Here is a 12,721-nt window from a genome sequence, read left to right as displayed (position 1 = left end):
CTTTTAGCCCGCTTTTTTGTGGAGAATCATTTCGCTAACCACCCACAAAGTACCAACTCCAAACTTCCCTTCCCCGTAAATTTTTCAGCCCCTGTAAATTAATCGGATGAATCATGGCAATTAGTTCAATTTCAAGCGCAGTCTTTTGCGGCAACAACCAAGTATTTTCTTTTACAGCTCCACATAAGGTATAGTTGGCCAACTCTATAAAAATTGAATGGATTCAATGAAAAATACAATAGCTGGAATAATAATAGGCTTAGTCGCCGGATACTTAGGCCCATTAATTACAGAATATTCTGCAGCCATCGCTATACCCGAAGCTTTCAAAGCATTCCTTTCAGACGAAGGGGCTGTCCTTTGGGAAATTTTTGTTGTCCATTTACTAGGATATGGACTAATTGTTTTCACACTCATTTTCTTAGCATCTAGGCTGATAAAACTGCATCCATGGGCAACTGCAGCAATTGCCATTATTGCCTGCGAAGCCACTCTGTATTTTTTCCACACCAGTGAATACACACTTTACCTGCCTCATATCGTAGCTCTAGTATTTTTCGCATTCTTAAGCGCAACGCTCTCTAAGAAGAGCGCAAATATATCACCTGCCGTTTAATTACTTCTCGACTTAGATTAATAGAAGTTAAAGAATTTTTGATCGGCGACCTGCTCAAACTCCAATAGATGGTGTCTTATTTTTAAAATAGAATTTGATAAATAAGACACCCTATTTTGAATGGCCAGCTTGGTACTAGTACCAACAGAAAAAAGCTAAAAATAAATTTACCTTTACGACCATTCACTACCATAGAAACCTTCCTAAACCTGCTAAATATAAAATCCCTAAGGGCATATAAAAACAGATCAGATTAAACTATCAGCTACGACAATCCAGCGTCTTCGATTCAAGAACCACAAACTCTTCACTCATCACAGTGCCGACAATCGTGACTGTCTTGGTAGAAAATACAAAGCCCAATGACAAAACTGGTTAACCAGTGGGTAACATCAAACTGTTTCCCTTGCAGAAAGACTTTTACGCCGCCAAAGGGATAGTTCTTGTCTTGACGCGCCACCGCAGGTGGGAGAAGCTAAGGCCACTCTGGGCAATAAAAACCCTGTCCCAGTATAAAAATGAAGTTTCATGTACACCGATTTTGGGGAGTCTCAATGCGCTCGCTGATACTGATGTGTTTGCTGTCCTTCTTTTTGATTGCCTGTGGTAGTGAACCGAAAACTCACACAGAAAATTTAAATACCGAAATCAAACCCGCCTCCAGGGCAACTATTTCCCACAATAGATCCCTGGCAAAACAACTCCCCTTCGGCGATGAAACTGATTTTCTGCTGGCTAAACGAGGCTTTATTGAATCTATTCCCGGCGCCCAAGTTAAAAATACCGAAGGTCGGGAAGTCTATGGGCTATCCCAGATGCAATTTTTACAGGGCACCCCTCCTGATACCGTCAACCCCAGCCTTTGGCGTCAGGCCCAGCTCAACGTCCTGAATAACGGCCTGTTCAAAGTGGTAGATGGTATCTATCAGGTGCGCTCGCTGGATCTGGCCAATATGACTCTGGTGCAAGGAGAAAACGGCTGGATTGTTATCGACCCTCTCACTTCCGCAGAGACTGCAGCTGCAGCACTCGCACTGGCCAACAAGGCACTAGGAGAGCAACCGGTAAGTGCCGTTATTTTTACCCATAGCCACGCAGACCATTTCGCTGGAATAACTGGAGTTCTGACTAAAGAACAACTCGCGAGCGGTTCTATCGACATTATTGCACCAGAGGGTTTTGCTGAGGAGGCGATTAGCGAGAATGTGCGCACTGGGAATGTGATGCAGCGCCGTGCGTTATACCAATTTGGAAATTTACTGCCCTCCAGTCCGGAGGGTTTCGTCTCTTCCGGCTTAGGCAACCGAGTATCAGATGGTGAGCACGGAATAGCTACGCCAACAATAGAGATTACTGAAACCGGTGCAGAGATGACAGTTGATGGAGTGGACATCGTCTTCATTAACACGCCCGGGGCCGAAGCACCCGCAGAGATTGTGTTTTTCTTCCCTCAATTTAACGCACTCTGCATGAGTGAGATCGCCAACCATACACTGCATAATATTTACACTCTGCGCGGTGCGAAAACCCGCGATGCCAAGGCCTGGAGTCGCTATATTGAGTACGCCATGGAGAAATTTGGCGATAAGACTGAGGTGGTTTTCAGCAGCCACCACTGGCCCACCTGGGGCAAAGATGAAGCTATGGATTACCTGGCTAAGCAAAGGGATCTTTATAAATATATCCACGACCAAACACTGCGCCTAGCTAACCACGGTTACGATATGGTCGAGGTTGCAGAGCGCCTTGAGCTGCCCGAGAACCTTTCTCAGGCTTGGGCCAATCGAGGGTACTACGGCACTGTCAATGTTGGAGCCAAGGCAGTTTACAATCGCTATCTGGGTTATTTCGATGGCAACCCAGCAAACCTCCACCCTATTCCTCAGGAAGAAGCTGCAGAGCACTACATCGACTACATGGGGGGGGGAGAAGCCATTATGGCTCGGGCCCGGCAGGATTTTGCCCAGGGCAATTATCGCTGGGTAGCCATGGTGCTAAAGCACTTGGTTTTCGCTGAACCTGAGAACGAGCAAGCCCGTTATCTATTGGCTGATAGCTTGGAACAACTCGGCTACCAGGCAGAATCTGGTATCTGGCGTAATTTTTATCTCTCCGGAGCCAAGGAATTACGTCATGGTATCGAATACCGTGAAGAAATACTGCCCGATGAAGAAATAGTAGCGCGAGTCCCTCTCCAGCTGCTTTTCGACGCGATGGCGGTGCGCCTTAACGGTGAGAAAGCGGCAGATGCAGATATCCGCTTAAATATTGATATGACTGACACTGGAGAAAAGTACTTAGTCATAGTACAAAATGGGGTACTGCACGGCTACCCCGGCCGACACAGTAGCGAGCCCTCTGCCAGCCTCGCTCTTAACAGTACCGACTTACGTATGATGTTTAGCGGGTTAGTAGGCGCCCCTACTCTAATCAAAGATGGCCGACTCAAGGTGAGCGGAAATCCTTTGGCCCTAATAAAATTTGGGCGGTTATTTGATAAATTTGATCGTAATTTTAGCCTTGTAACACCTTGAAGAAGTTAAGCGGCCAGCGTGTAAAATTCTAACTAACTACAAACTGTAATACGCCTGATAACAGCAGATATCTGACCCATACCAACCCAAACAATACAGAGCCTTTTGGGCTCTGTATGTTTACAAGGCCAAATTCTCCCTACCCAAGAAAGTCATACTACCGATTGATAGTATGTACCCCGCATAGCACGTGAACCCATCTGTCAAACTAACTACCATTCGCCTATTTCAAACCTGCATCAGCATTCAACAACTGTTCAACCCAATTGAAAATCATGACACACAGAATGCAAAGTTCTGCAGGAAACTTCTTAGATAGATTAATTTACAAGAGTCTCTAAAACAGCCTCTGCAGTGATTAAGATAATCTCGGCACATAATAAGATTACTCACCACCCACCTCACTCCGCCCTAAAAGCCAATCTGCTATAAACCACGCATAAAAACCTATAACCGCAGAATCACAACCTAAGCCAACCATATATTAAATCCAACTTAAAAACCCTCAATTTACTCACAATAGAAATAGACAACATTCACAAATCAAACCTATTACTATTTATTGATATTACGCACCAAACAACAAATACGTAATAGTTCTTCTAGCCGTCAACAACGGAAATTACAAAACCTTACAACAGCTTGATTGGCCCACATAAAATAATTACTGTCCCCACCGCATTATTAAATCATATTGGACAATGGAAATGGACAATGGAAGACATAATGGAACTTACGGCAGCAACAACGATTGCTGCAACAGATACGACAGTCAGGGATTTTAAGTCTTATCGATCATTTCGCGCTAAAATCCTTGCAGCAACACGGATTGAAGATAGTCTCGCGGTAGATTCAAAATACTACGATGAGTTACTAACTTCCTCTGGGACATTAGACGTCTGGTCGTTGTATATACTTCAATCACTTGAGTGCATGATTGAAGCGTCTCAGACTGCACTTGAATCTCTTGATCAACTCAAGGAGAGTCTTTCAGAAATTCTAAGGCTTGATGCGGATTCTCTTTTAATAAAGATACGCGCCAATACAGAGGTCGATGAAACATTGGCGACAGCTCTTAAAGAGGGATTAAAAAAGTATGACACAACGGAGAAATGGCTCTTAACTCTTCGACAAGCACTTGTAAGCAGAATAGAAATTAGTGAAGAAGGAAAGCGCCTAGTTGAGGCTATTCAGGAAGGTCGACCACCGGAAAGACCACAGCTGTTTCCCGTCTTAACCTACCTTCACGACGACTCTCTTGCTTTGATTTTTTGTTTGCTTGGCGGCCTCACAATGAAGGCAATCTGCGTTGTTACTCTACTAATTACCCTCGCACCGCACAGCCCTAGCGAACCACCGCCGCCCCCTCCACCACCACCCCCTGAGGACTAACATAATTAACAACTCCAATAATACATCGAGTTCATTGTGGTATGCAGTTAAGAATTAGAGTACAACTTAATTGCATGAGTTATCGCTAGTGGCAAGGGCGGCAGAGATAAAGCACTGAGCGCCCTTGTCAGTTTCCATCTATATTTCTATGATTCTATTTGCAAGGCAAGCTATAAATAAATCCACCTAACTGCACTGAGAGCTTTTGCAAGAACTGTTAACTAACATTCAGTAAGTCATCTGATTATATATTTACTAACTGAAAGCCAAACCTTATTTGCCTATCCATGCTTAGGATTTGGGCAGTATCGATAACTTAAGTTATTTGTCGCCTCGTAAATATCACCACAGGATACGCTCTCATTAATTTGGCAATAGTAACCATGTCGACTTGAAGATCTTCTGCTGGAGCTACAACTCCAACTTTGAGCTCTGATGCGTATCCAATCACACGTTTCTCACTTACTATTTTATGCGCACTCTTCTATCCTATTCAAAAGGAAAGCATCTACTCGATAAGGAGAGGTTTCAAACTCCTTTAGCAGAGGCGCAGCCTTGTTTCGCCCTTTGCTTTGACTTGTCAGATGACATGCTTCGTATTTTCTTAGCAATAGGCTTCTCAAAAAAATGAAAAGAAATGTATGCAGCCAGTACACTTAAAGAGAAAGATAGTGTCAACTTTTGCTCAACAGATAAATTTAAGTTATTTACTTGCACAATAATTGGCATATGCAGCAAGTACAAAGAATATGAAATCTTCCCGAAAAAATCGCCAAACCTATTAGCTAGTAGAATATTATTATTCGGAACTAAAAACACTACACAAAAGAAAACACAACTCATTACCAGTAACACTTCGTAACTTAGCCACATTTTCTGTTTTGCATCAGAGGTAATCATTGTTAAATCAGGATACATCAGAGGAATTAAACAAAGCGCTAATATAAACCAGTGCTTTCTAAGATACCGCGGAACTTTGAGAGATTTATAGTTCATCCCGAATATAACGCCGACAAAGAAAAACGGCAAACCCCTAAGCACATTAAACTCATTATATGGAATACCATAAACTTCACCATATATTCTCGGGAAATTGGAGAAAAATAGTAAAATCATTAAAGTGAAAATAGAAAGATAAATATAACCAGACCGATTCCTAGCACATGCCCAGAAAATTATAAAAATGAAATAAAACTGTATTTCTGGTGGAATTGACCATAGAATGCTCTCTCCATACAAGAACAGCAAATGACCTAATAGCGCATTAAGATCAGGTATACTGTAAAGAGTATTGTCACCTGAAATTGATAGTAAATAAGATCCAACTACCACAACCAAGTATAAAGGTAAAACTCTTCCCATTCTCGCTAAAAAATAATATGTGACGTTGGCTTTTGTGAAGTCTTTCTCCAAATAGAGATATGACATCAAAAAGCCACTGAGCAAGAAAAATAGCATTACACCGTATGCTCCAGAACCGCCACCCAATACGCCATCAAACCAATTCGTAATGTCGCTAAAATGGGTAACAAAAACAATTAGAGCTGCTAATCCCCGCAATGTATTAAGCTTCCTAATTTCCAAAATCTACTCCTAACTAGAAAGACATTAGTCATGCCCACAAAAAGTAGACATTCTAACTATGTATATTTACGCTCATGCCCTGATGGACTTACATTGCCCTATGCAGAATTGCCCATCAATCTTATTGTATAAATTTAAATATATTCAAACACTTCAGATTTTACTTACTCTTCGCTTTCAAATGCGCCAGCATATTATATGCTTTACGAACACATAATCTACCTAGGTAAACTACTGGTAAAAAATTGAACTAAAACCCAAGCTAGCAATGATATCTAAAATTAATGCTCTTGGGTAAAAGTCAACAAAATTATCCATAAATAATATTGGTGACTGATAAATGGTAATTAAGGTCCAAGGGTATGATAGTATTAGTATCAGAAAGCCAGGGATATTGTAGCCATTATCCCAGTGCAAATTAGCAGCTCTGAATATACATCAGGAAATGTAATAAGAAATGCTTAATATGAATGGGATTAAGAACGCTTTTTCAATTTTGCTACCTATGCATATAACGTTGCAATAAAGGGCAGTCAAAGAGGAACGTAGGCTGTCCAACCTAGTCTCCGGCGGGAGATCTTGCCTGGCCTGGTTACAGCTGACGACCTTTGAACGACCTACATACTCTGCCAACCGCCTTTGGCTAACCGCTGTCAGATAGATTTACAGGGAAAATACCATACTTTGCTTCTCAGTTAACTACCTGACAGTCCCTGACAAATAGCGCTGATAACTTGTGGAGCTTGTTAGCTCAAAATGTAGGTGCTCGAACGAAACGGCTATGCTAGCTTCCAGAAAAACTCTCTGAGATGTGTGTTCAGTGGTGCTTGCAACTACAAATCATCTAAAAAATGACCACCTCAAACTGAGGCATCGCTTGCAGCGCCCTGCTGACTTAAACTCTTATAAACTACACGCTTTGACTTTAAACCAAACAGATAACGAAAAATACCTACAGGCTTTACGACAAAATAACATAGCAAAATACATACAAGGGACGCACCAAGTAATAGGCTCATTGACTTTACCGCAATACTTGCATCCCATTGCACTATATAAAAGGCAAGCGCAACGATAACTGTTTGGTGCAATATATAGAATGGATAAATCAATTCATTTGCGGTATGTAGCCATTTGGGTGTTTGCTTGAAGAACGCACTTGCATACCCCACTAATACCAACAGCCCAGACCAAGAAACAAGTGTACAAACTAACCACCAAAGCTGCCAACGTACCGCTAGTGGTACATATTCGCTAATATCAGGTTTGAAGTAGTAACCATAAAATAGAACAGTGCTGAATATGAACCATTTTAAATTGATTGACCGGTTGTTAGTCACAGACTGCCATATTTTAGGACTACTCATGAAACACATACCAGCCATGAAGAACAGCAAGAAAAACAACGATACAGATAAGTTATCAATACTGTTATCTTGAGCAGGCATTAGAAGTTTAAGGCCGCATCTCAACAATAGAACTACAAGGACAAGTGAAAACAATCCATGCTTAAATAACGCTAGCCGCTCAAGTCTGATAATAAAGGCTTTACCCACTTGGCTGTCGAGCCCTGACTTAAAAGGCACGGCAAGTAGCATAAACACAATAAGGAACTCGATAAATCAAAGATGATTAGATTCAAATGTCAGAGATAGATGCTGATACGCATCAATTATACTTTTGTAGTCATTTATGTTTTCGAAGTAATTTTGAGGTGGCACTATGAGTACCATGCCAACAATTAGTGGGACAAAAAGCCGATGGAACTTATTGACGATAAATGTTCTCGTATTAATCTTTTTTAGTAAAAGCAGGCTACCTACTCCAGCGATAAAAAAGAGAGTATGTAATCTTAGCTGCTCAAAATACACCATGATATCATCAAGTAACTTACTTGATTTTCCATTCATCACATGCCAACCATCCCCATTAAACGGCATGAACACATGATGTAAGAAGACGGCCAAGATTAGAAAAACTCTTAACCAGTCTAATTCTGAATATCTTCTTTCTTTCATTTAACCCGAACCTTCCATTGGCTTTGGACTTTCCCACAAAAAGTATACACTCTAACTATGTGCATTTACTCCCATACTCTACTAAACCCATATAGCCTAATGCAGAGTGCCCACGAATCCTATAGTAGGAAACCTCAATGTATTCAAACACCTCAGATTTTGTTTGCTCTTCGCTTTCGAGTGTTCCGGCATAGACCAACTCGACTTTTAGCCTGGCATCTCATACTCGGCTTACACTTGCTTTCAGACAAGAGATCCTGGCATTTATCCGAACAATATTACACACCCCTGTCAGAGTGAACTATTAGTCTATGCTCCTATTGCATAAGCTTAGCGACATAGATCCGTGAGCACGACTCGCCTAACTCTTACTGCTTATCAGGCAACAGTTTAAATCCGCAAATCTGCTGTTAACTGACGCCGGGCTTTCGTGCTACAGGTCAATAATTACCCCTGACTTGGCCGCCCTCTAAACTGCCTCTCTGCAAACCCTGTTCGTATACGCCTGAGTTCTTTCTTACCCATGATACGCCCCTTGTTAGGCCTAATCTTAACCATACAGAGCGCCTACTAAACGTAGGTAAGTCTTATTTCTCATGCCGATCAACACTTCGCTAGCTTCCCGTCAGCGTGGATCACTATTTTTATTCCTCGGCAGATATGGTGCTTTCGATCCATACTATATAATGAGAAATACGAACGCTATTTCCGAGATCACCGTAAAGTGGGCCACGATATGTACGAAGATCTTTTTCACTAGAGGCCCACGAAGCAAGACCAGCAAGATACCATTTCTCATTTTCCTTAATGAGGACGGGGCTTCCACTATCGCCACTACCCGACACACCCTCGAGTGGAATAGCAGATTTTGGCGAATCGAATTTGTAGGAAATCCAACGTACATCTACATTAGAAATGACATTATAAGCTCGGCGTAAAGTGGTTCGATGGGGACTTTGAGGCTCCACTCCATCATAGCCATTGCCCGTCGCCCCCTTGCCGATTATTTGGACAGTCTTGCCTTTCTCATCACTACCAAGAAAAAGAGAGACCGGTTCAACATCGGCAATTGGTTCTTTAAGCTTAATAAGCGCAATATCATCGGACAATGCCAAAAACTCTCTCAAATTTGATCCATCACCCGAGGCTAATGCATTTTCAACAAGAGTTGAAGGTGGTTCCTTGTATCCTGGATGTACAATTACTGTCTCTACCTTACGCGATAGGCCGCTAATCATTATCTCCTCAATACAATGCTGCATACAAGCTACATGTGCAGCTGTAACAACCCATTGAGGGTAAATTAATACACCGTGCCCTTCACCTGGAAAGTCAACAAGCGCTGGGAAGGTAGATACGGGAATTTGATATTTATTATCTTCAATATCATGACGAATGACTATGGCATTGGCCGCAAAAGATACTGTAAGTATGAGCGAGAAAAAGTATGGTTTTATATTTTTCATATCCTTCATTCCAACATTTACTCCGAAACAACTGTCGATAGGCTAACGTCCTAAATACGAGTAGTGTAAAGCTAGCAGTTTACTCGAGTATTTTTGCAAGCAAAGTGATAGGTCTATACTTCCTTATGAGATTTATCTTGTATGGTTGCTCTTCCCCAATTCTGATGTTGAAAGTCCTTTTCAGTGACGGATAAATTGAGTCCCACCTTCAGCGGCCACCGAAAGCCTTGTTTATCACAGTTCGCTGTCTAACCTACTCATAAAAGATCGACAACATGTATGAATATGATAAGCAACCACTAGGCATAACTCGAAAAGCCATGTGGGCCTCGAGCCCGAATAGCAAGTCGGAGATAGCTTATCTTATGGGACCTCAAGAGATCAATGTCGGCATCAATACCAGCAGTAGAGAACTCAATATTTACGTGAGACCTACTGGCCAACACTTTAGTGTTGACAATGATAAAAATACCATTAAGCAATTACAACCTATTAAGCCTCGAAGAGCATTAACAGAGTCTACCGGGAGACTTAACATAGAGCTCATTTGTGCCACAGACAGAGCGGAGTTGCTTATTGCTGCCTGCAACCCTTCGTAGATATGAAACTTTACATAGTCCCTCGGACGACTCGTCGAGACTGACAAACTAGGCGCTATTGACATTGCACGTTTTGGTGAAACTTTGAAACCTAGACTACCTGTGATAAAGCCAGAAAAAATTAGGAAGACCAGTAGCTTGCTGGCCGTATGAAGCCAGTGTTTAGAAATGAATAAATGCAAAATAATCGGCTTCAGAGGATGCCAAAATCAGTGTAAAACCTACCCAGACCATTCTAAACACAATCAAGAGAGAGCTACAAGGTATAGGCAAACAACCTTATAAACTAGTTAACGGTGGGCCTGAATGGCGGTAAAGATGCGACCTATTCTTAAGTACCAAAGGCGTCGGAAATGTATTGGCTTATACGCTGATGTGTAAACCTCCTGAATCAGGAAAGTTTAATCATCAAAGAAATAGCCTCCAGTGAAAGAGATATATTCGGAGCCGAAGACATCGTGTACGCACGGTTCTGCTTGTTGCCAAGCATGCAGCCATGCCAGCCATGCCAGCCATGCCAGCCATGCCAGCCATGCAGCATCATCCCAAACTAAAGTCGATGTGTAAGCAATTAGCCGACGCTGGTAAACCTAAAAAGGTCGCTCTGATTGACTGCATGAGAAAGCAGATTATGATCCTAAATACGATGGTGAAAAATAACACCTATTGGGGTGAATAGTATGACTTAAAAAATTGACGAGCGACCATAGTTACTTGTTATCTTTGACCATATTCCGATAGCAGCTACAGAGCTATAAAAGTAGGCGTTTTCCCAATACCCCTGACACTTCAGGGTAAAACCTAGACCAACCATCAATTTTCAATGACCTTTATTGGCTCGACCTGTTATTACATCAAATTCATAAAACTCTTCTTTCCTTGTTAACCACGTGCCCTTCCATTGCGTTCCATACTGCTCAAAGATATCGGAATAATTCAATCGAATTCACTCACTCGCGAACATCCCCTTTTGGGACAACAGTAAGCTATACCATGGGTACATAGTTTCATCATTTATAAATTCGTCCGCTCACTTTTTTATTTCGAGGAACAAAAACCCATTCTGTTGTTCTGTGTTCTTATTCCGAATTCGGCAAAGCTATCAACATTCATAATAAAATTAACGCCCCGTTAGGCGGCAGTCGCAAGCTATGATATGCTTTTGAGTACAGCTTGTGACTGTCCACCTTCAAGGTTCTTTATACGTTTGCTCCCTTTCCTTTATTTATGAACAAATATACAAATGTGATTACATAAATAGGCCAGAATAACGCCAAATTTCTTAGCAAATCATATAAGTCTTCATAGTATAGAAACTGGTGAAATGCAGCATTCGCGGCCACTAAGATAAGCCAAATTTTGGGAATTAAAGTACGCTTAATGCTAAACCCAAATATGAAAAGCGCACAGAGAATATAAAGAGGAATCATCGCAAAAAACTCTAAACTATCAAACCATGTTCGATGCTCTATATTTCTAATGTGAAAATAAGCTAAATATAAATATCCACACAGTTTAGGCCAAAAATATGCGTGAATTATTATTAGTTCTGATTTCATGCTAAACCTCAAATGATTACCGACGTTGGTCTTACCTACAAAAAGTAGACACTCTAACTATGTATATTTACGCTCATACTCTGCCGGACTTACATAGCCCAATGCAGAATACACATCAACCTTATTGTACAAAATCTCAATGTATTCAAACACCTTAGATTATACTTGCTCTTCGCCTTCGAATATTCTGGCATAGACCAGCTCGAATTTTAGCCTGCTAAAGAATGATTCCATTGCCGTATTATCCCAACAGGTAGCCTGACGACTCATACTCGGCTTGCACTTGCTTTCGGACAAAAGATCCTGGTATTTCTGCGATCGATATTGCACATCCCTGTCAGAGTGAACTAGCAGTCCAGGCTTTATTGGTCTTCGCTCTAGGGCCATTTTCAATGCTCGACATGTCAATTCATCGGTCATCTGCGAGTCAAATGCCCAACCTACAATACGTCGAGAGTACAGATCCATAGCTACCGCGAGGTACAAGCACCGCTCCAGAACCCAGATATACGTAATGTCACTGGTCCAGCGACAATTTGGTCGATCCACATCAAAGCAACGCTTAAGCAAGTTGGCGGAGACGTTAATGCTCCCCTCTACGGGCTGACTATATCGAAAGCCTTTGACGTTTCTCGCTTTAATATGCTCCTGTTGCATAAGCTTAGCGACGTAGTTCCGTGAGCATGGCTCACCTAACTCTTGAAGCTCGCAAGCGATTCTAGGCGCGCCATAACAACCTTTAAACGCAGTAAACGTCTCTCGGATTTTCTCGATTGTTCGTATCTTTCTAATCGTGCGTGGAGCTGGCAACCTCACCCGCCATCGATAATATCCCGATCTTGAGACTTCTAAACTCCGACACATCAAGCTAACCGGGAATGACCCTACATGCTCTTGTATCAATTGTAGTGGTCTAATCCTTCCGGACACTTCGCTAAGATGGTAAAACTACC

Annotated in this window: 8 protein-coding genes and 1 pseudogene; 3 read left to right on the top strand and 6 right to left on the bottom strand. The window is 41.8% G+C overall.

Going from position 1 to position 12,721, the window contains the following annotated elements; all coding sequences use genetic code 11:
- Positions 1-226: 226 nt before the first annotated feature.
- From ACJJI5_RS10215 to ACJJI5_RS10205, 3 genes are all read left to right on the top strand, one after another.
- Positions 227-616 (top strand): hypothetical protein, encoded by a 390-nt coding sequence (locus tag ACJJI5_RS10215; protein WP_445356188.1) that lies wholly within the window; start codon positions 227-229, stop codon positions 614-616.
- A gap of 554 nt (positions 617-1,170) precedes the next feature.
- Entirely contained in the window at positions 1,171-3,150 is a 1,980-nt protein-coding gene (locus ACJJI5_RS10210) for an alkyl/aryl-sulfatase (protein ID WP_445356187.1), read from the top strand.
- Between the two features lie 714 nt (positions 3,151-3,864).
- Positions 3,865-4,542, top strand: coding sequence for a hypothetical protein (locus ACJJI5_RS10205; RefSeq protein WP_445356186.1), 678 nt, complete (start codon positions 3,865-3,867; stop codon positions 4,540-4,542).
- A gap of 528 nt (positions 4,543-5,070) precedes the next feature.
- On the opposite strand, the gene ACJJI5_RS10200 is transcribed toward ACJJI5_RS10205, so the two are convergent.
- The 6 genes and pseudogenes from ACJJI5_RS10200 to ACJJI5_RS10175 all read right to left on the bottom strand — a co-directional run bounded on the left by ACJJI5_RS10200 (position 5,071) and on the right by ACJJI5_RS10175 (position 12,698).
- Positions 5,071-6,126 carry an acyltransferase family protein gene (locus ACJJI5_RS10200; protein WP_445356185.1) on the bottom strand — a complete coding sequence of 352 codons (1,056 nt, stop codon included), beginning with the start codon at positions 6,124-6,126 and terminating at the stop codon, positions 5,071-5,073.
- Between the two features lie 860 nt (positions 6,127-6,986).
- A complete protein-coding gene (locus tag ACJJI5_RS10195; protein WP_445356184.1) occupies positions 6,987-7,730 on the bottom strand; it encodes a hypothetical protein in 744 nt (247 codons plus the stop codon).
- An 18-nt stretch (positions 7,731-7,748) separates the two neighbouring features.
- Complete coding sequence (locus ACJJI5_RS10190; RefSeq protein ID WP_445356183.1) at positions 7,749-8,144, bottom strand: acyltransferase family protein; 396 nt, start codon at positions 8,142-8,144, stop codon at positions 7,749-7,751.
- A 55-nt stretch (positions 8,145-8,199) separates the two neighbouring features.
- Positions 8,200-8,346: pseudogene (locus ACJJI5_RS10185) on the bottom strand (hypothetical protein); the annotation flags it as partial.
- A 442-nt stretch (positions 8,347-8,788) separates the two neighbouring features.
- A complete protein-coding gene (locus ACJJI5_RS10180) occupies positions 8,789-9,610 on the bottom strand; it encodes a trypsin-like serine protease (RefSeq protein WP_445356182.1) in 822 nt (273 codons plus the stop codon).
- Positions 9,611-11,927: 2,317 nt separating this feature from the next.
- On the bottom strand, positions 11,928-12,698 hold the full coding sequence (locus ACJJI5_RS10175) for an IS3 family transposase (protein WP_445356181.1): 771 nt from the start codon (positions 12,696-12,698) through the stop codon (positions 11,928-11,930).
- Positions 12,699-12,721: the final 23 nt, after the last annotated feature.

The sequence above is a fragment of the Microbulbifer maximicatervae (SeqCode) genome (assembly GCF_052467955.1).
The sequence above is the reverse complement of the archived record's forward strand: the minus strand, read 5'-3'. Positions and strand labels throughout refer to the sequence as shown.

What these genes read in the sequence shown, in the direction of transcription:
- ACJJI5_RS10215 (WP_445356188.1), top strand. Translation starts at nt 227, where the DNA reads ATGAAAAATACAATAGCTGGAATAATAATAGGCTTAGTCGCCGGATAC.
- ACJJI5_RS10210 (WP_445356187.1), top strand. Translation starts at nt 1,171, where the DNA reads ATGCGCTCGCTGATACTGATGTGTTTGCTGTCCTTCTTTTTGATTGCC.
- ACJJI5_RS10205 (WP_445356186.1), top strand. Translation starts at nt 3,865, where the DNA reads ATGGAAGACATAATGGAACTTACGGCAGCAACAACGATTGCTGCAACA.
- ACJJI5_RS10190 (WP_445356183.1), bottom strand. Translation starts at nt 8,144, where the DNA reads ATGAAAGAAAGAAGATATTCAGAATTAGACTGGTTAAGAGTTTTTCTA.
- ACJJI5_RS10180 (WP_445356182.1), bottom strand. Translation starts at nt 9,610, where the DNA reads ATGAAAAATATAAAACCATACTTTTTCTCGCTCATACTTACAGTATCT.